This is a genomic window from Dyadobacter ginsengisoli DSM 21015 (genome assembly GCF_059568735.1).
In genome coordinates this window covers 182294-203089 of sequence record NZ_JCANTY010000005.1, presented here as the reverse complement: position 1 = coordinate 203089, position 20796 = coordinate 182294, and the positions used below count along the sequence as shown (strand labels likewise).

At 49.3% G+C, this 20796-nt stretch carries 15 protein-coding genes; 7 read left to right on the top strand and 8 right to left on the bottom strand.

Annotated elements, in window-relative coordinates; genetic code table 11:
• Window positions 1–29: 29 nt before the first annotated feature.
• Window positions 30–1982: a CocE/NonD family hydrolase gene (locus BP71_RS19380; RefSeq protein ID WP_496382202.1), complete on the bottom strand. Its 1953-nt coding sequence runs from the start codon at window positions 1980–1982 to the stop codon at window positions 30–32.
• 179 nt (window positions 1983–2161) lie between these two features.
• Between BP71_RS19380 and BP71_RS19375 the strand changes: the two genes are divergently transcribed.
• From BP71_RS19375 to BP71_RS19350, 6 genes are all read left to right on the top strand, one after another.
• Complete coding sequence (locus BP71_RS19375) at window positions 2162–4042, top strand: T9SS type A sorting domain-containing protein (RefSeq protein ID WP_496382200.1); 1881 nt, start codon at window positions 2162–2164, stop codon at window positions 4040–4042.
• A 128-nt stretch (window positions 4043–4170) separates the two neighbouring features.
• A complete protein-coding gene (locus tag BP71_RS19370) occupies window positions 4171–6030 on the top strand; it encodes a T9SS type A sorting domain-containing protein (RefSeq protein WP_496382198.1) in 1860 nt (619 codons plus the stop codon).
• Window positions 6031–6167: 137 nt separating this feature from the next.
• Complete coding sequence (locus BP71_RS19365) at window positions 6168–6536, top strand: hypothetical protein (protein WP_496382196.1); 369 nt, start codon at window positions 6168–6170, stop codon at window positions 6534–6536.
• Window positions 6537–6619: 83 nt separating this feature from the next.
• A complete protein-coding gene (locus BP71_RS19360) occupies window positions 6620–7105 on the top strand; it encodes a helix-turn-helix transcriptional regulator (RefSeq protein ID WP_496382194.1) in 486 nt (161 codons plus the stop codon).
• A 117-nt stretch (window positions 7106–7222) separates the two neighbouring features.
• Complete coding sequence (locus tag BP71_RS19355; RefSeq protein ID WP_496382192.1) at window positions 7223–7756, top strand: DUF4199 domain-containing protein; 534 nt, start codon at window positions 7223–7225, stop codon at window positions 7754–7756.
• Between the two features lie 142 nt (window positions 7757–7898).
• On the top strand, window positions 7899–10031 hold the full coding sequence (locus BP71_RS19350; protein ID WP_496382190.1) for a T9SS type A sorting domain-containing protein: 2133 nt from the start codon (window positions 7899–7901) through the stop codon (window positions 10029–10031).
• Window positions 10032–10055: 24 nt separating this feature from the next.
• Here the strand turns inward: BP71_RS19350 and BP71_RS19345 are convergent, their stop codons facing one another.
• Together BP71_RS19345 and BP71_RS19340 are read right to left on the bottom strand one after the other, a co-directional pair.
• Window positions 10056–12161 carry a metallophosphoesterase gene (locus BP71_RS19345; RefSeq protein ID WP_496382188.1) on the bottom strand — a complete coding sequence of 702 codons (2106 nt, stop codon included), beginning with the start codon at window positions 12159–12161 and terminating at the stop codon, window positions 10056–10058.
• Window positions 12158–13942 carry a cytochrome-c peroxidase gene (locus BP71_RS19340; protein ID WP_496382186.1) on the bottom strand — a complete coding sequence of 595 codons (1785 nt, stop codon included), beginning with the start codon at window positions 13940–13942 and terminating at the stop codon, window positions 12158–12160. Before BP71_RS19340 ends, BP71_RS19345 begins: the two co-directional genes overlap by 4 nt.
• A 101-nt stretch (window positions 13943–14043) precedes the next feature.
• Between BP71_RS19340 and BP71_RS19335 the strand changes: the two genes are divergently transcribed.
• On the top strand, window positions 14044–14916 hold the full coding sequence (locus tag BP71_RS19335; RefSeq protein WP_496382184.1) for an AraC family transcriptional regulator: 873 nt from the start codon (window positions 14044–14046) through the stop codon (window positions 14914–14916).
• Window positions 14917–14919: 3 nt separating this feature from the next.
• Here the strand turns inward: BP71_RS19335 and BP71_RS19330 are convergent, their stop codons facing one another.
• The 5 genes from BP71_RS19330 to BP71_RS19310 form a co-directional block, all read right to left on the bottom strand.
• Window positions 14920–15303: a DUF983 domain-containing protein gene (locus BP71_RS19330; protein WP_496382182.1), complete on the bottom strand. Its 384-nt coding sequence runs from the start codon at window positions 15301–15303 to the stop codon at window positions 14920–14922.
• Window positions 15304–15436: 133 nt separating this feature from the next.
• Complete coding sequence (locus BP71_RS19325; protein ID WP_496382180.1) at window positions 15437–16018, bottom strand: chemotaxis protein CheB; 582 nt, start codon at window positions 16016–16018, stop codon at window positions 15437–15439.
• Window positions 16000–16809 carry a CheR family methyltransferase gene (locus tag BP71_RS19320; protein WP_496382178.1) on the bottom strand — a complete coding sequence of 270 codons (810 nt, stop codon included), beginning with the start codon at window positions 16807–16809 and terminating at the stop codon, window positions 16000–16002. The genes BP71_RS19325 and BP71_RS19320 overlap by 19 nt, the downstream gene beginning before the upstream one ends.
• A gap of 3 nt (window positions 16810–16812) precedes the next feature.
• The gene (locus BP71_RS19315) at window positions 16813–17178 is read right to left on the bottom strand and encodes a response regulator (protein ID WP_496382176.1); all 366 of its coding nucleotides are present in this window, start codon (window positions 17176–17178) and stop codon (window positions 16813–16815) included.
• A gap of 9 nt (window positions 17179–17187) precedes the next feature.
• Window positions 17188–20790 (bottom strand): response regulator, encoded by a 3603-nt coding sequence (locus tag BP71_RS19310; RefSeq protein WP_496382174.1) that lies wholly within the window; start codon window positions 20788–20790, stop codon window positions 17188–17190.
• Window positions 20791–20796: the final 6 nt, after the last annotated feature.

Genomic DNA, 20796 nt, shown 5'->3' with positions numbered 1-20796 from the left:
CCCCGCAAATGCGGGGCTGCTTTTTTGTACTATTCCACCACACGCACCCCTACATACGAGGACGCTTGACCCGACAAATAAACCCTGTGTTTTGCTTTCTGGAAATCAGCTTCTGTGGCCTCGTAGATATTTACAAACTTTTGCGGATTACGGTCCACCAGCGGGAACCAGGAACTCTGGACCTGGACCATGATTTTGTGACCCTTTTTGAAACGGTGAGCTGCGTCCTGCATGTCGAATCTCACATTTTCGATCTTGCCCGGCGTCATCGGTTCGGGTTTGGAGAAGCTTTTCCGGAATTTCGAGCGCATTACCTCGCCACGTATCAGCAACTGGAAGCCTCCCATTTTCATGTTGGGGTTTACCGGGCTGTCGTTCGGCGCGTCGCCGGGGTAAACGTCGATCAGTTTGACGACGAAATCGGCATCAGTACCCGTTGTCGAAACAAAAAGATCGGCGAAGACATTACCCGAGATCGTTACATCCTCTTTTAGTGTTTCCGATTCATAAACCAGCACATCCGGGCGGGTGGCAGCAAAACGCTGATCTTCGTACATAAAATCGCTGCCGCGGATTATGCGGACTTCCGACGTATAGGGCACCGGTTTATTCGGGTCGCTAGGGTATTCGTGGAAAGAAGGTTTTACACCCACCTGCATGATCGTCATGGTTGGCGAGAATGAAAGGGTGCCGTCCGGATGGAGGTAAAGTTTCTTCTCGACCGTGTTTTTGGGTGGCCACTGATCATACTTTCGCCATTCGTTCGAACCGGTCTCGAAAATATAGGCTTTGGGAAGGTTGGGATCAGGTTGGTCTTTGAGGTAATGATTAAATACCGGCAGTTCAATGTCCTTCTGGTAAAATGCGCTCGTTTGGGAGCCAAAGCGAATGTTACCTAGCGATTCACCCGTCCCGCGTGACCAGCCACCGTGGATCCAGGGGCCCATTACCAGCAGGTTAGGCGATTTGGGCCCTTTGCTTTCAATGCCCTGATAGGTTTTCAGTGGGCCATAGAGATCTTCCTGATCAAACCACCCGCCGACCACCATGACGGCCGGTTTGATGTTCTTCAAATGCGGCACCGGCGTTCGGGCTTTCCAGAAATCGTTATAGGTTTCATTCTCCATCATCTGGTTCCAGATGCGGTTCTGACCTTTGAAAATCTGTTCATTGAAGTTCTTCAAAGGTCCCATGTTCTTGTAAAACTCATAGGAATCCGGCGTGCCATACGCGGAAAACGGGGGTGCTCCCTTGGGGGTGGGCGCGGGCCGTGGCGCACCATACGAGGACAGGAATGCGAAGGTGCCCATCAGAAAGAATGCCCCGTTATGATGCCGGTCGTCGCCCATGAACCAGTCGGTGACCGGTGCTTGCGGCGACGCTATCTTCAATGCCGGATGCGCTTCCACGGCTGTCATGGTGGTATAGTAACCCGGCGCCGAAATGCCCCAGCTGCCTACTTTGCCGTTGTTGTCCGGGATATTTTTGAGCAGCCACTCGATCGTGTCATAGGTGTCGGAACTCTCGTCCACGTCGGTTTGAGCCTTTTTGACGGGTATAAATGGCCGGTAGGCTTCGAAATCACCCTCCGACATGTATTTTCCTCTTACATCCTGATAAACAATAATATAGCCTTCCCGGGCAAACAGCATGCTTGGTCCCAGCGATGTTTTGTACAAATCTTCCCCATAGGGAGCCACACTGTACGGTGTGCGGTTCAGCATCATGGGATAGGTTTTGGAAGCCGAAATGTCTTTGGGAATGTAAATGGAAGTAAAAAGCTTGACCCCGTCCCGCATCGGAATCTGCCGCTCGATCTTGGAGTAGTGCTGGCGGATGTAAAGGGAATCTTCGTTGGGCTTGGTCTGGGCGCGAGCGTTTTGTATAAAGACAAAGATCGGTAAAACCAGCCAAAGCATTCTCAGACCGGATAAGGAATGCTTTCGTCCACGCAGGCAGAAGGAAAGTATAAAAGTGTTCAAGGCTATATCATGAATTTTGTTTAACCCAATTTAAACATAAATAGGTTACATCAGCTTTCCGTGCAAAGGAATGAACACGACCCGCTGGCTAAGTGATCAGCGCGGCTTGAACATTCTTGCAAAAGTTTAATTTGGTAGCGGATAATTTCAATCATTTATCACTTTAATCTTCCTGAGACATGATTAGAAATTACCTGTTTTTTTGCCTGTTCCTGGCGACGTCTTGTCGCCTCGTCGCCCAATCGGGTTCCTTGGATGTAACATTTGGCCAGGGAGGGAAAGTAACGACGAATGTCGGTAATGGTGAAACCTTTATGAACTCGGTGCTAATTCAGCCGGATGGGAAAATAGTAACGGTCGGATATACAGGCCCCCAGGAGTATCAAGGCAGATTTTGCCTCGTCCGATATAATTCAGATGGAACTTTGGACAATACTTTTGGCATAGATGGAATTGTCGAAACCACGCTGGGAAGCACCGAGGATCTTGCTTTTTCCGGAGCTTTGCAGCCTGATGGGAAAATACTGGTAGCGGGGTATACGTGGAAAGGTGACGATGACTTTGATTTTGCTCTCGTGAGGTATACAGTGGAAGGTTTACGTGATCTCACGTTCGGTCAAAGCGGAATCGTAACGACCAATTTTGGGGACGGAGATGCCGATGGTCACGGAGATGACGACCGCGCGAGAAAGGTTCTATTGCAGCCTGACGGCAAAATAATACTCGCCGGTTCAACCGGTGGCCCTGGCACGGCCTGGATGACGGATATGGCATTTGCCAGGTATTTGCCCGACGGTCAATTGGATGGAAGCTTCGGTCAAAATGGAAAAGTCATTATACAAATGGACGAACCAGGTTCGCAGTTGGCTCAATACGTTAATTCTATGGCAATGCAGGCGGATGGGAAAGTGTTGGCAGCCGGATTTACGGAAGTTTTGGATGAGACTACACAGGAGATCAACCGGAGCTTTATTGCAGCCCGGTTAAATGCAAATGGAGATCTGGATAACAGTTTTGGCGTAGGAGGAATCGTGTTGCCTTCGATAGGGCGCGACGATGTGGCAAATTCGATTCAACTACAATCCGATGGGAAAATTCTGATATTCGGAAGATCGTCTCCGGTAAATGAAGGATTTAACGACTTTGCATTAGTGAGGTATAACGCTAACGGTACTCTGGACGCTGGTTTTGGCAATCAAGGGATAGTCTTGACAGCGTTTGACAATGCCTATGATTTCGGATTGGATATGGTTGTTCAGAAAGATGGGAAGATTTTGACTTCTGGTATGACCGTTGTACAGAATGGAACCACATGGGATTTTGCCATGGCACGTTTTCACGCGGATGGTTTAATAGATATGGCATTTGGAAATAACGGAAAAGTAACAACGGATTTTAGCAACAATTTGGATCGGGGCGCAGCCATGGCGATGGACTCAAAAGGAAAGATAGTAATCGTGGGACATACAATTACAAATACCCACGCGGACGTAGCGTTAGCCCGATATATCAATGACGCTTCGCTGCCCGTAGAATTATCCAGTTTCAGCGCCACGTTGAGGGAAGCTGAGGTCCAATTGAGATGGCAAACGTCAATGGAAGCAAATAGCGATCATTTCGAAGTAGAACGGAGCCGGGATGGAAAGAAATGGATATCGATCGGATCGCTAGAGGCGGCCGTTAACTCCGAAAAGCTGCAAGCATATCATTTCAACGATTCCAAACCCTGGACAGGAGAGAATCTTTACCGGCTGAAAATGATCGATTTGGATGGGACATTTGCTTATAGCGGTATCAAACCGGTATTCTTTCAAACTGGCGACCTGGGGCGCATTAACGTATACCCGAATCCGGTTGAAGATAAGTTATACCTGATGTTGGGAAAGGGAGAAATTCTTAAGAGCGTGAAGGTTTACGACCTGAATGGCATTCTGGTATTTCAGTCAGATGCAGAATCGTCTGAAATAGATCTTCCAAATATTAAAACAGGTACTTATTGCCTTACAATACAACTTGCAGATGGATCATGCCATAGCCAAACGATTCTTGTGAATCGCTAGCTATCCCGGGGTTTTTTGCTTTCATCCGAACCATTCGATAAGCCATACTATCAAGCTGGACATTGTAATCTTCTTACACTTCAATAGCGGATAATTTCAATCATTCCTCACTTTAATCTTCCTGAGACATGATTAGAAATTATCTGCTTTTTTGCTTGTTCCTGGCGACGTCTGGCCGCCTTGCCGCTCAACCGGGTTCACTGGATTTAACTTTTGGCCAGGGAGGGAAAATTTTAACAAATGTGGATGAGACTAGAAATGACGCCAGTTCGGTGTTGATACAGCCTGATGGTAGAATTGTAGTTGTAGGATCCTCCATGCCAGTAGAATATGCAGGCTTAGGAGGATATTTTACACTTGTTCGCTACAATCTGGACGGATCTGTCGATAATGATTTTGGGCTGAACGGTAACGTTACCACGGTCATCAACGGAGAAGACGATATTGCTTTTTCTGGTGCTTTGCAAGCGGATGGGAAGATCATTGCTGCTGGTTACACGTTGACCGGCACTAACTACGATTTTGTAATGGTGAGGTATAATCCAGATGGTACAAGAGACCCTACATTTGGGATGGATGGAATTATAATAACCGATTTTAATGGAGGGAATGATATAGTTAATCAGGTTCTTATTGAACCCGACGGGGATATTATTCTTATTGGATACACGGGAGATGACGAATTCGATGAAATTGACATGGCTTTTGCAAAGTATAAGCCGGATGGAACACCAGATCACACTTTTGGTGGTGATGGTTTGGTAATTGTTCCGGCTAGTGATCCCAAACTGTGGGATATCGCATATGCAGTCGCTGTACAGGCAGATGGTAGACTTGTTATTGTGGGCAGCTCTGAAATATACAACCCTGTTACTACGGAGGTTAAAGAAGAAATAATTGTGTTGCGATTGGATGGAAACGGAGCCCTGGATAATACATTTGGGAATTCGGGTGTTGTAGAATTAGAGATAGGGCAACATCGCGACGTAGCAACATCAATAGTAATAAATAGCGAAGGCAAGATCATCGTCTTGGCCGAAAGCAGGACCAACAGTGGCTATTCGGACTTAGTAATTGTTAGGTTCACATCGTTCGGTGCACTAGACACTACTTTCGGTACAAACGGAATGACTGTTGTATCATTCGACAACACTGACGATAAGGGTTACTCATTGGTTTTACAGCCCGATCAAAAGATACTGGCTGGTGGCTACACAGCGAGGAGCAACGGATCAAAAGTTGACTATGCCCTTGCGCGTTTCGATTCAAACGGGTTTTTAGACAATACTTTTGGTAATGGAGGAAAGGTAACTGTCGACTTTCAGGGCAGCTTTGACTATGGAGCTGCTATTGTCCTGCAGCAAAATGGCAATATTGTTATGGCGGGCTCTTCCAATGCTCAAAATGACTTTGACTTCGGCCTGGTTCGTTTCGAGAACGATGTCGCATTACCTGTCAAACTCATCCGTTTCGACGCGACCCGATTAGAAAAGCAGGTTCATCTGAAATGGCAGACGGCGGAAGAATTGAACAGTGATTATTTTGAAATACAAAGAAGCCCGGACGGCATTAAATGGGCAGTCGTTGGGACGATCACCGCCGCCAAAACTTCAGTGACGGCGAAGGAATATAGTTTTGCAGATGCAAATCCTGAGCCCGGACAAAACTACTATCGTTTGAAAATGGTGGATCAGGATGAAACCTATGCTTTTAGCAATATTGAAGTGGTCCGTTTTAGTCCGGCCATTGAGAAAAATGAGGCCTTTGTGTATCCCAATCCCGCGACAAACAAATTGTATCTATCACTTGGTAAAGGCCAGGTGCCTCAGCGTGTGCAGGTTTATCAGTTGAATGGTACGCTGGCATTTCAATCAGAATCGGGTTCACCCGAGGTAAATCTTCCCAATTTGAAAGCCGGAGAATACTTCCTGGTTTTACATATGGCGGACGGATCGGCACATAGCCAAATGATTGCTATCGGTCGCTAGACGAGGAGCAGATAGTAATGGCTATAAGCCTCTCTGTCAAATATTATCCAAGACTTCTCCGACATTCTTGAAGAAGGATTTGCAATTTATTTTCTAGTACTGTATATTGCATAGTACCTTGTAAAACAATTACAGCCATGAAAATCAGATTATTCTTTTTTACAGTATGCGCGATCGCTGCGGTCGCCTGGTCATGCAACAACAGTGGGCTCCATATCCGTGTGAAGGATGCCGATGATTACTACCGGTTCTCGGCCAAGTTTGACAAAGCGAAGTCGCCCCGCATCCATCGATTCATCAACAGCCAGATCGCACCCACCCGCATCGAGTCGGATCGGGATATTGATATTACCACGATACTCGATGACGAAACCAAATTCCAATGGGAGGCCTCGCCGGGGGAGATCATGATTTATCTCGACCGGCAGGAAAATAGTAAGGCTTCCTATATTCGCATCAAGCAGATGTGTGAAAAAATCAAGGACATTATACAGGAGAAGCCCTGAGTATTCGCCTGAAAGTGTTGCATTGCAAGCCCATGAGGTTGCCGAAAATTTTTATTTTTGGCATCCCAATGGACTGGTTACAAATGGATTTACGAACGATCGGCGACTTTTACCAAAAACACAGGCAGGTGATCCTTTACGGGATATCACTTGCCTTGTTGCTTTTTGTACTGAAATGGCTCGAATTACGATTCCTGATCATCGGCCACATCATCGAAATTTACGTGGGGGCCATCGCGCTGCTTTTTACAGGGCTGGGCATCTGGCTGGCCATGAAACTGACTACCCCGAAGGTGGAAACGCGTATTGTAGAACGTGAGGTGTACGTGACTGCCGGTGAGGAATTCAATGTCAACGAGCAGGAAAGGTTACGCCTGGGGCTGAGTCTGCGCGAGCTGGAAGTGCTGCAACTGGTCGCCGAGGGAATGAGCAACCAGGAAATCGCCTCGCGGCTCTTCGTTTCGCTCAATACAATCAAAACACATTCATCGAGGATATTCGAAAAGCTGGAAGTCAGGAACCGGACCCAGGCGGTGGAAAGGGCCAGGCGGCTACGGTTGATCCCCTGATCATACTTCGGTGTGAACGGGGGCGCTCCACGTGCAAAATCACCCGAAAGTATGAATCGGAAATGCTTCTTATCGCTCAAATTCGCAGCATTATCAGCTATTTAAACAAACAGCATTATGAAGAGGATCATCATCATCTGCGGCCTTATCTCGGGTGCCGTCGTTTCCACCCTAATGATATCGACCGTGGCGGTATGCTACAATCAGGAGGATTTTGAAGGTAATATGCTGCTCGGTTATGCAGCGATGCTGCTTTCCTTTTCCATGGTTTTTGTAGGTATCAAAAACTACCGCGATAAATATAACCACGGCACCCTGTCGTTTGGTAAGGCCTTCAAAATCGGACTGTATATCACACTGGTCGCTTCCACAGTGTATGTGGTTGTCTGGCTGATCGATTATTACCTGTTCATCCCCGATTTCATGGATAAATACACGGCGCACGTGCTCAGACAAGTCAAGGCGGACGGGGCTACGCAGGCGGAACTGGATAAGAAAGTCGTGGAAATGGCCGAGTATAAAGATTTGTACAAAAGCCCGCTGATGGTCATACTTTTCACTTATGCCGAAATCCTGCCGGTGGGACTGGCGGTGTCACTCATTTCAGCTTTAATCCTGAAAAAGCCTGGTGCCCGATCCACAGCAGCGTAATTGTTCGATAAATAAATTCGGGTTCTAAGAAAGTATTGTAAAATACTGGGAACTATTACTACGAAAAGTAGGGTTTGCGGTTCAAAGGATTTTCTTGCTAACTCATTGAAAATCTTCTTAATCAAACAAACCCTTCTTTTTCGTGAAAAAACTTTACTTCCTGATTTCGGGACTATTGCCGTTCGCCGCAAATGCGCAATGCCCCACAGCCCTCAACTTCACTAACCAGGCGTCGATCAACAGTTTTCAGACTGACTATCCCGGTTGCACAGTGCTTCCCGGCGACCTGACCATCGAAGGTGACGATATCACAGACCTCACGCCTCTGAATACGCTCACAGGTGTGGAGGGTATCATCTCCATTCATTACAACAGTACCCTTACCAGCCTGAACGGGTTGAATAACATTGTTCTGGCGGACTCCACGCTGGAAGTCCACGACAACCCTGTGCTGGGCAGCCTGGCGGGTCTGGAGGGCATTACTTCGGTGAACGGTGATTTGATCCTGGACAACAATGACCTGGTCGAAGACCTCGCTGGCGTCAAAAACATTACCTCTGTGGCCGGTTCGCTCGTCATCGGAGCCAGTGATGCGTTGGTTTCGATCAGTGACCTGACCGTGTCATCGGTAGGTGGTTCGGTGCACATCGGATTTAATGAAAATTTGCCGACACTAACTGGTTTGCAGGCCATAACGAGTCTGACCGGTGATTTGGAAATTACTAATAATCTTACAATCAAGGATTTGTCTGGCCTGGAAGGGCTTGTTTCGATCGGAGGGGGTGTATATCTCGATTTCAACGACAGCCTGGAAACCCTTGCGGGATTGAATCAACTGACATCCATAGGCGACGAACTTTATCTCGATTACAATCTGATGCTCGCCAATCTGAATGGTTTGAACCAGCTCACATCCATCGGCGGGTATCTGACGATCTCCGAAACGGACAGTCTGACCGATCTGTCCGCATTAAGCAACGTTACCGCGGTGGGCGGTGGTTTTAACCTGTTTTTCAACCTCGGGTTGAAGCAAATGACGGGACTGGAAAATATACCATCGTTCGGCGAAGAGGTCACTATCCTGCTCAATCCTTTACTGGAAAGCCTGGATGGCTTGAACGGGTTAACGACAGTAGGAGAGTTGGGAGTGCAGATCGCCGCCAACTTTTCGCTGAAAAACGTATCGGCATTGTCGTCGCTTACCGCTATTGACGGCGATTTACAGGTTATTTTCAATCCTTCATTAAGCAGCCTTTCGGGTTTGCAAAATCTGCAATCGCTGGGAGCATTCGGGACGTTGGTCGTTGCCGGTAATGATTCGCTGACCGATTTGCAGGGGCTGGGCGGATTAACTACCGTGGATCGGTTGTTCATTGAGGAAAACGGCATGCTCCGGGAACTCGCCGGGCTCGAAAACCTGGTATCGGTGACCGACTCGGTTTCTGTTTCTGCCAACGACAGTCTTCAGAGCCTCGATGGCCTGGCCGGACTTCAGTTCATCGGTGGCGGGCTGCTGATCTGGGCGGATTCGTCGCTGACGAGCCTCGCCGGGTTGAGCAGTTTGAATGTAGTGGCCGGTACGATCACGATCATAGATAGCCCGGAGCTGGAAACCTGCGCGACCAGTGAAATTTGTGAAATACTTAAAACCAAACCCGTGGAGGCCGTGTTCATCTCGGGCAATAAGACTGGCTGCGCCACACGCGAAGAGGTGGATCTCGGGTGTGTCCAGCTGCCGGTGCGATTGATCAGCTTCAAAGCCCGAAAGGAGGGTCAAACGGCATTACTGGAATGGTCGACGAGTCTGGAAGTAAACAGTGATTTCTTTGAAATTCAGCACAGCCATGCTAAGGGGAAGAATTGGATGACAGTCGGGAAAGTGGCTGCTCAGGGCGAAAGCTCCCTCACACAGCGGTATGCATTTGTACATGACAATCCACGGGCAGGTAGCAATTTGTACCGCCTGAAAATGGTTGATCAGGATGGTACGTTTGCTTACAGCAGCATTCAAGACATTCGTTTGGATGAGACATCCGATATGGAGATTTATCCTAATCCGGTGGTTGCGAGTCTGATCATCCGGTCCGGGCACGGTCTGATCCGGCAAGTAAGGTTGTACAATGCCTCGGGTGGTCGCGTGGCGTTCCGGTCGCCAGCGGCACAGGAAGGAGCACCCTGGGTGATTGATACCGGGCACTTGCAGGCCGGCTCATACATAGTTCGCATTGCGTACGCCAACGGCCAGGAGCAAACCGGGAGATTCGTCAAGAAATAGGCAACACGTTTGAAGGAAGTGTGGTTAACGGATCGCCAGCTTTTTAACCACGCTTCTGCCGTTTACCCTTACCTTCAGCAAGTAAATCCCGGTGGGCAGCTCGCTGGGCAGGAAGGCCGCAGGCGTATGGCTGATCGTCATTTTCCTGCTATCCAATATTCTTCCCGAAACGTCGGTGAGCGTCAGTTCCGCCATCTGCGTGGCTTGCACCGTGGTGCGGATCTGCATTTGGCTTGCGGATGACGGATTAGGAATGACCTCGATATCGAGCGCAAGGTTGGGGTCGGCAGAAAGGATCAGATCCCTTAGCAATACGCTGCTAATGGACGTATAGAGTAATCTTCCGTCGGCTGCCGTAGCCACAACGCGGTAATAATATTCCGTATTGACGGGCAGTCGGGGGCTTTCGGTATCCACAGAAGTGTAGTCCTTGTTCTGTTGGGAATTGGGTCCGCCGGGTACCCTGGTGATCTCCGTGAAATTCTTTGCGTCTGTCGACCTCTGGATTGCGAAATGCGACAGTTCATTTTCGGCACTCGTCGTCCAGGTTAACGTGACTAGGTTTTTATCGTCCTTCGAAACCTTGAATCCGATGAACTTCGCGGGGTCAGCCTTGGGAACCCTGACGTGGAACACATCCTGAACACAGTTCTTGTCGTCCTTCACCGTGTAGTCGGTACTTTCGGAAGGCTGCACCGTGATCGTTCTCGATGTTTGTCCCGTATTCCAGACATAACTACCTACAAACGAAGCTTTCAAATCGACCGACGCATTTTGTGAGATATCATGCGTGGTTTCCTTGTTCACTTCTTTTTCCATGGTGAACTTGTCGCGGATGGTGCCGTCAGACGTGATCCATTTCATATCAAGCCGGTTGCCTTCCACCTCCATCATGAGCGCACCACCGACCTCCGCATTCGAATAATACATAGCCTTGTGCGGATAATCGGCCTTCGGGCTGCCCAGGTGCCCGCTGGAACCAGCCACGACATACACTGTGCCGCGGCTGTCAGGGGTAATTTTAATGTAAGGGCAGGAATTGTCGCTTCCGTCGTATTTCGCGGTCGACGCGTCTATCACGTGCTTGGCTGCATCGAAGGTGTTGCTATATCCGTAATGCCCGTTCATGAGCCGCGATCGCTCGTACACGTGGCTATGCCCGCATACGATCAGATCCACGCCGTAGCGTTCGAGAATACGGATAAAATTCTGACGTATCCCTGTCATTTCCGGGTCACCGTCGGATTCGCGTGACCCCTTCGAATAGGGTGGGTGGTGCCAGTAGGCGACGACCCAGCCCTTATTTTTGTTGGCGGCAAGATCCTTTTTAATCCATTGGACCTGCCGTCCAAGCGTATCGTACAATCTGGTGGCATTGTCCTCGCGGCCGTAGGAGTCCAGGGATAGAAAATGTACATTCCCGTAGTCAAACGAGTAGAACGATTCCGTTCCCGAGGCTTCGCCGCCTGCTTCACCCTGCGCAGGCATGGTGAAAACGTCGTAATAAGGTACTTTGTGGTCGTTCTGCCTGGCTGGATTATCGTTGTCGTAGTCGTGATTGCCGGGCGAGGGATAGAGGGGATTCTTTTTGAGGAAATTATCCTTGTATTTGGAAAAAAAGTGGGTTTGGTATTCTACATCCTGCCCGAATGAATAGGCATTGTCGCCGAGCAGCAACCAGGCGTTCATATACTCGTTGCCCAGGTATTCGGTGAGTTTATCGCGCACCGATTGCTGTATGACTGCGCTGGTGCCGCAATCGCCGAGGAAGCCGAACCGGTATTTGCCCGGCTTGCCTGCGACGGCGGTTGTCTGGAAATAATTCTGGTCGCCTTCCTGCAAAACACCTGTCTGTGAGCCGATGGAATAATAATACCGATTTTCGCTTTGAAGCCCGGTGACCTTCACCTCGTGTTCCATCGTAAGCGCATTATCGGAGATGATTTGGCCGAGAGCCTGGGGGCTGGCACCGATTTTGACCACTGAATTTTCAGGTTTATCTGTTCGCCAGCGGATCACGATGCTGGTAGGCGTCGCCGCTTGCAGATACGGTCCGCGTAGCAGCGCGCCTTGACCATAAGCGGCAGCTGCCGCAATGAATAGCAGGAAGGAAAGTAAATGTTGTTTCATAGACGGTCGGTGAGTGCATTTATAAAGGCGATGATATCCGATTTTTCCTGATCGGTCAGATTTAAGGGCGATGAAGCAAGGGTTTGGTCAGGAATGTCGAGACCCAGACCTGCGCCTCCTCCTTTATCATAGAATTCCATCACCTTTTTCAGGCTTCCAAAATTCCCGTTATGCATATACGGTGCAGTTACAGCTGCATTGCGAACGGTCGGTGTCTTGAATGCCCCGCGGTAATAGGGGGTTGGCAGGGTTTCGAAACGGCCCTGATCGGGATCTGCTACGGGTTTTAGGAAATCGTCGGATGCCGTGGTGCCCAATATCTCAAATTCCGTCTGAAAGTACAGCGGCGGGATAAGGCCATTGAACAGGGGCGCGAAGTGGCAGGTGCCGCATTGCGCTTTACCCATAAAGAGGTTGAAACCATTAATCTGATGGTCTGTGAGTGCCACTTCATCGCCTGCCATATAACGGTCAAAATCCGACTTGAAAGGTTGTAATGTGCGCACGAAGGCCGCGATCGATCTGTAAATAATGGTGTCGTTAAGGGACTTCCGGTCAGGAGATACTTTCCGGATAAGGCGGCGGTAGGCCCGCTCCTTTGCCAGTCCCCGGATCGTTTCGGCAGGTCTGCCACCCATTTCGAGTGTATCATGGATGACGGTACGGATCTGATCTTCCAGCGTTTTGGCACGTCCATCCCAGAATTGGGTGTGTTGAAATACCCCATACAACAGCGAAGGTGCATTTCGCCTGACGGTCTGGCCGGGGTGGATGCCTGTACTTTTTGCAAGCCCGTCCGTAAAATACAAAACCGGGTTGTGACAGGACGCACAGCTACGAGTTCCATTTGCCGACAATCGGGTTTCAAAGAAGAGTTTTTCCCCCAATTCGGCCAGGGCGGGCTTACTGGTCGTGTTTGTTCCAAAAGCCGCCGGGGCAAATGCATCGAGGCTGAACAGGTTTTTGGCATTATAGTTTAAAATCTTCTTCTCATTGAGCTGCAATCCCATCCGGGAGATCATCCGGCCGAGGTGCTCCTGTAAGGGCAGTGCAGAGCGGGTTAGGAAATGCAGCCGGTCGAATTTGTCGAAATCTCTGCTTTTTGTAATATCGGTCTCACAGGAAAGGAGGTATTTCCAGACAATGTCATCGTCTGAATGTTCTATATATGGTTTCAGGACTGTATTTATCGTTTGCAGTGAAACGAGTGCCTCGTCGAGTCCGCTTTTCAATAACGGTGCGTCAAAACCCGTGATACTGAGCGTGATGATCCGGATGAGCTCGATCCGGACGCTTTCCAGGATCTGCGCATCGTTGGCCTTAAAATTGAAAAGCAATGCGGGCATATCATCTGCTGCTACCTGTAATAACTCGCATTGCTGCAGCAATTCCACTTTGTGAACAACGGGGTCGTCGAACAAAAGTGCTTCGATATACTGCAAGCCGGCAGGTTCCATATATTCGAGATGGGGTTCCTCGATTTCATTTTTGGGCGGCCGGTTGTAGATCCGGGAGGAAGTAAAAAAGAAGTATTCGAGAAAGTAGGCGATGCGTTTATAAGCCAGCCGCGAATCGCGAAGCGCCTGTTTGGCGCTATCGATGCCGCGTACATCGGTGCTGTCTATAGCATCGATAGCAGCTTTTAACTTTATTACCTGTGCGGCGAATTCTTTGGCGTCCACCCGGAAGTGCGTGGTACAGTTTTCCACGCCGATAGCACCCTGCCTCGACGATGCAGCAAGCACCACGAACGCCAAACTCAATGCAAAGGCCTTCCACATAACAGGAACGAGGTTTGGAAACTTCCGCAAGATACGAAACAGGATTAAAGTCGTGAATAAACCTTAAATTGCCGGGACTGACTTATTTTACGGTTCCATCCATGCACGGTTCATTTCCCCGGCTAGACATCGGCCCGCTTTCAGAATACCGCGAAGACCACATGATGGTCGCCCGGTTTTCGGATTACATCCACGAGCATCAGAGCCTGTTCTTTCCGCATCGCCACAGCTTCTACCATCTGGTACTTTTTACCGCTGGCAGCGGCCGCCATACCATTGATTTCCACCATTTCCAGGCCGCTCCCTACCAGATTTATTTCATGATCCCCGGGCAGGTGCATTCGTGGGATTTTGAAGGGGAAATGGAAGGTTACGTTGTCAATTTTTCTGATTCATTTTTTAAATCCTTTCTGCTGCAACCGGATTACCTCGATTCGTTTTCCTTTTTTGACCAGGACACCAGCAACAATGTGTTGACCCTCAGTGAAAATGTTCGGGAGAATATTTGCGGATTGTTTGAAGAGTTGCTGTTGCAGAATGACCGTGCCACTGCCTGGCGTGACGATATCGCACGGGTTTTGCTGCTTCGGATCTTTCTGACCATCGAGCAAAGTGATTCGGTAGACAGGAGAAAGAGCTCGGAAAAGGGGAAAAATGCAACGGTGAGGAACTTCATCCGCCTGATCGATAAGCATTACGACCGGCTGAGGCTGCCGGGCCAGTACGCTGATATGCTGAATGTGACGCCCAACCATCTCAATGCACTTTGCAAGGAACACCTGGGCAGGCAGGCGGGAGAACTCATCCGGAACCGGATCGTGCTAGAAGCAAAAAGGCTATTGATCAACCTGGATCTGACGGTGTCCGAAATAGCGTACAAGCTGAATTTCAACGATAATTCCTATTTCACCAAGTTCTTCCGGAAGGAAACCGGCCTGACGCCCGAAGACTTCCGGAAGAGTAATGCGGGTTAACGGCTATACCGAACGTTTTTCAGAAGAGATGGGCTTGATGAACAAAGCCAGCCACGACCGACGCGCCAATCTGTAAAAAAGAGGCGTCAGAATGACCAGGATCGGGATGATACTGATCAGGAAGTAGTCCAGGTATTGTTCGAAAAAATTCACGAAGATCAGGAAATAGATCACCATGAATGCCACATAAAATGCATAGCTCATATACAATGCACCCTGATAAAATCCGGGCTCAGGAACCAGGTCGGCGCCGCAATGCGGGCAGTTCCGGTTCATTTTGTCGAAATTGCGGAGGTTATAGGCACTTTTGGTGATGAAAAAATCGCCTTCGCCGCAGCGGGGGCATTTGTTGAACAGGACACTATATAATTTACTGGGCTTTGCCATGATCGTACTTGTTTAGTCGCTTATGAAGGCTCGGGAAGTCTGATCCTCTTTTACAAATTTCCCTATAAAAGCATTTAAAAAGAAGGACTAAAAATGCCTTTTATGGTAGAAATCAACGATCGGGTCTCAAATGCTAGCGGAGCGCATTGATAAACGTTGCCATTTCCAACAGATTGAGCACATGGTCGACGTGGGAATGGGTCATGGCGTGGTGCGGCATGAAGGGCATTTGCGCGGTGCCGGGGTTCTGGACTACAACGGTCCCGCCTGCTTTTTTGACGGCCGTCAGGCCTGCGGTGCCATCCTCATTGGCCCCGGACAAAAGGATAGCCACCAGGCCTGATCCGAATACTTCCGCAGCAGACTCGAATGTGACATCAATGCTCGGGCGACTGAAATTGACCTTTTCGGAGTAGTCCAGGGAAAAAGTGTGGTCCCGTTCGATCAGTAAGTGATAGTCAGCCGGAGCAAGGTAGATATTTCCCGGACTGACCGGATCTTTGTCCTCCACCTCCCGCGTCGGATTGAGGGTTTTCGAAGCCAGCAAACCGGTCAGGGAGGAATCGGCGGAATTGCGCCGGTGCAAGACCAGTGCAACAGGAAAAGGCAGATCTTCGCGGAGCAGGGGGAGGAGTTTGAACAACACTTCCAGGCTACCAGCCGAGCCACCGATGACCAGGAAATCACAGGGACGCGCTATATGACTTTTTTCCATATTTTCTCCCGGTTAAGTTGCTTGAACTTGTTTTGCACGGCCGAAAATTTCAGGGTCTCCTTGGTCCCCAGTGCCAGGTACCCCAACGTACCCAGACTGGCATCGAATAATTTCAAAACTCTGTCTTGCAGGTCTTTATCGAAATAGATGAGCACATTTCGACAGAGGATCAGATCGAATTCATTAAACGAGCTGTCGGAGACCAGGTTGTGGGTCGAGATAATGATTTTCTCGGCGAGCTCACTGTCGAATTTGGCCTGTCCATACTGGGCAGTATAATAGGCCGAAAAATCCCTGGTCCCGCCGGATGTGATGTAGTTTTCAGAATACTGCTTCATCAGCGCGAGGGGGAAAATACCTTTCCGCACTTTTTCCAGAACACTTGGATTGAGATCCGTCGCATATAACAATGACCTTCGGAGCAAGTTGGCCTCTTTAAGAAGAATGGCCATCGAATAAACCTCCTCGCCGGTAGAACAGCCTGCATGCCAGATCCGGATGAAGGGCTTGGTACCCAGCACCGGCAGAATGTCTTCGCGCAGCGATTTGTAGAATGATGGATCACGAAACATTTCGGTTACATTCACCGTGATCTCTTCCACAAAACGTTTGAGATAGGATGGGTCCGTCCGGACATGATACCGCAATTCCGCAAAGCTTGGGAATTTGTCCAGTGAGCACAGCCTTACGATACGCCGTTTCAGAGATGCCCGCGAATACCTCGTGAAGTCGTAACCGTATAGATCGAACAGGTCGTTGAGTAAAAGATCGATGTCTTCCTCTTCCATCATACGTTAAATAGCGTTAAGCAACTTCAGTAGTTTTTCAACATCAATGGGTTTGGAAATATAGTCGTCGGCTCCGGCCTGCAGGCATTTTTCCCGGTCGCCTACCATGGCCTGGGCTGTTACCGCAAATACGGGTGTGGCGTGTCTGTTTCCAATGTCTTTGATGAGCGGAATAGCTTCATATCCATCCATTTCGGGCATCATCATGTCGATCAGGACTGCATCGACGGGTTCTTCCGTACGCAGGATATGCAGTGCTTCGGGAGCCCCGGAACAGGCAATGCATTCGAATCCCTTGGATTTCAGGGTCGCTTTGAGCGCGAAGATGTTCCGGGCATCATCGTCGATGATCATGATTTTTTTCTTGTCCATGAAAGAGGGTCAGGATTTTTCGTAAAGCCACACCCGCAGCAGCGACATCAGCTGGTCGATATCGACGGGTTTGGTAATATAATCAGAAGCTCCCGCATTGATGCATTTTTCCCGGTCACCGGTCATCGCTTTGGCGGTGACGGCAATGACAGGCAAGTTGCGCCAACGGGGATTTTCGCGGATGCGCTTGGCAGTTTCATACCCGTCCATCTGCGGCATCATCATGTCGAGCAGCACTACGTCCACGTGTGGGGTATCTTGCAGTTTCTGAAGTGCTTCCTTGCCGTCGAGGGCAGTGATCACGTTCATTTTGTAGTTTTCCAATGACTTGGAAAGTGAGAAAATGTTTCTGACGTCGTCATCGGCGATCAGGACGGTTTTGTTGTTCAGAATTTCTCCCAGGCCGCCCAGTTTCCGAGGCTCGCCATTCTGCCTGCCCGACTTCTTGTTTTCCTCCACCACGTGCAGGAAAAGGGAGACTTCATCGAGCATCCGCTGATAAGAATGGGCGGTTTTTACAATGATCGAATCCGCGTACTGCTTAATCCGGAGTTCTTCCGTCATCGAAAGGCTCTTTCCGGTAAAGATAATGATCGGAATATGTTCGAAGCCCGGGTTTTTCTTAGCCTCTTCGAGCATATCATAGGCTTTTTTGTCGGGGATACCCATATCGAGGATCACGCAATCGGCTTCGTTGGCGGTCAATGCGTGGATGCCTTCATCGATGTCGCTTTTCAACTCTGAATTGATGTCGAAAGTGCCCAGGTAATAAGCCAATGCCTTGGCATGCATAGAATTATCTTCCACGATCAGCACTTTTTTAGATTTTTTGCTGATCACATATTCGATTTTTTTAAAGACTTCATCCATCCGCTCGACGGCCACCGGCTTATCGATAAAGTCCACGGCACCTTTCATCAGACTTTCATTTTTCATCCGGTGCGACGACATAATGTGTACGGGAATATGCCGGGTTTCAGGATCTTTTTTGAGCTGGTCCATCACTTCCCACCCACTGACGACCGGTAGCTGGATGTCCAGCAGAATGCCCATGGGTTTAAAGGTCTTTGCCAGTTCCAGCCCCTCATCGCCTCGAACTGCCACAATACCCTTGTAGCCCTGCCGACGGGTGTAATCGAGCAGTGATTTGGCGAAAAAAGTATCGTCTTCGACGATCAGAATTGTTTTCTCCCGGTCGCTGATCGTAGCGCGGTCGTCGGCGATACTTTCGGGTATAATGGCACTGACGAACTGATTTTCGGTTTTAGGGGCGCTTTTCGGTGACATTTCCTCGTGGTGATTGCCGAAAAAGTTTCCGGTATCAGGTTCTGTCAACCCGTACGACTGCCGCAATGGAATGAACAACGTGAACTCACTGCCCTGACCTACGACACTCGTCAGGGATATTTCTCCGCCAAGCAATTTGGCCAGTTCGCGGCTGATGGAAAGCCCAAGGCCGGTACCGCCATACTTGCGTTTGGTAGATCCGTCGGCCTGCTGGAATGCTTCAAAAATATGGTGTTGCTTCTCGGGTGCTACACCAATGCCGGTATCACGTACGGAAAAGCAGAGCATTTTATCATTACCCTCCTGGAGCCGGATCGTGATGTCTACAGACCCCTGTGAAGTGAATTTCAATGCATTGGAAACCAGGTTTTTCAGGATTTGTTCCATTCGCATCTTGTCCGTTTCAATAACCGGCGGCACGCCGTTTTCAACGTTGACGGAGAAATTAAGCCCTTTTTCACGGGCCACCGGTGCGAAGAGTCCCTTCATGTCCTCGCTGATTTCTTTAATGGAAACCGTGACGTAGTCCAGGTCCATTTTGCCCGCCTCGATTTTGGAGAGATCCAGGATCTCGTCGATCAGTCCCAGCAATCCGTTGCCGGACGATTGAATGACCGTCGCATATTCGATCTGTTCGCTGGTCAGATTCCTTTCATCGTTTTCGGACAGCAGCCGGCTCAGCAGTAAGATCGAGTTCAAAGGTGTGCGCAATTCATGCGACATATTCGCCAGGAATTCGGATTTGTAACGGGTCGTCAGTTCGAGCTCTTCCGCCTTCTTGAGGATTTCGAGATTCTTCTCTTCAAGGAGCCCGCTTCGCTCTTCCAATTCTTCGTTGGTTTGCTGCAACTCTTCCTGCTGCACCCGCAGCTCTTCCTCCGAGGCCTGCAATTTCTGTGACTGGGCTTCCAGTTCGGCATTCAGGTTTTCTAGCTCGTTGTGCTGTGTCTGAAGCTCTTCCGACTGTGCCTGGGTTTCTTCGAGGAAATTCTGAAGTTTTACGTAATCCAAAGCCGAATTTATTCCGCTGGCTATTGTTTCCAGGTTGTCTTCCAGGAACTTCATCGTCAGATCGTCAGGTGTTTTAAGGAAACCCAGCTCTATCACCCCGATACATTCGTAAGAATAAACAAGCGGCAGGATCGCGATGGCCGCCGGGTTGGCGTCACCGAGGCTGGATGTGACTTTCAGGTAGTTTTCCGGGATATCACGAACAAGCAATGTTTTCTTACTTTCGATTACCTGGCCGGCCAGTCCCTGGCCCGCGATCAATTTTTCAGGGGCATTTTGGGTTGCAAAGCTGCCAGTGAGGTTGAAATGCCAGTTGTTGTTCAGGATGTAAATAGTACCCAGCTGTGCGCCGGCGTAGCTGGTGAGGGTATTAATGAGATTGGAAGACAGCTTTTTGAGCACCCGTTCGCCACGTATCGCGTCGTTGACCTGTACTTCGCCTGCCTGCAACCAGTTCTGAAGACTCAATTCGTTAAAAGTCTGTTCGAGTGAACTGGTCATCTTGTTTAAGGCATACGAGATCCTGCCGATCTCGTCGTCGCTGTCATCCCGGGCCCTGGCCGAGTAGTCTCCCGAAGACACCTGTTGCGTAACCTGTTCGATGTGACCGATCCGCTGCAGTGTTTCCGTGTATTTTTCTTCATCGATCCGCTGTTGAGCGATCCGTTTGTCCATATCGTTCTTGATCCGCAGATACGAAGAAATGGTAATCAGGATCGAGATCAGGGCCGCCGCAACCAGGAGAATGGGCGTGTATTTGATATAAATCTGCTGTTGTTCAAGACGGGTAACGAGGATCTGGCTTTCTTCCTCCTTAATGTGTTCCGTGGCGAGCCTGAGATCGTCCATGATTTTTTTGCCACGGACCATTTCACGAAGGCGTGCATCGGTATCCGCTAAAAAATTGGGGTCCTTTCTGGCCATGTCGATGATGTTCTGCATCTGGCCAAACTTCGCTTCGTACAATGCCTTCACCTCGCGCAGGTTTTTTTGTTGCAACGGGCTATCTGCCGTCAGTTCCACCAGGTTATTGTAGCTCGTGGTCGTTTTCTCGTAGGCACCATTATACGGATCCAGAAACTGAGGGTCGGAGGTTACCAGAAACCCGCGCTGCCCGGTCTCGGCATCCTTCATATGGGACATAATGCTTTCAGCCTCAATCAGAACCTCATTGGTATGGTTCACGAGCTCCGAGTTGTTGATGAGCTTCTGAGTGCTGTAATAAGAGGCCAGTAAGCTGAAAAACAGCAGCAGAATGGAGAAGGAAAATACGATCTGTAACTGCTGGATGATAGAGTTGGAGACTTTCTTCATAAACGG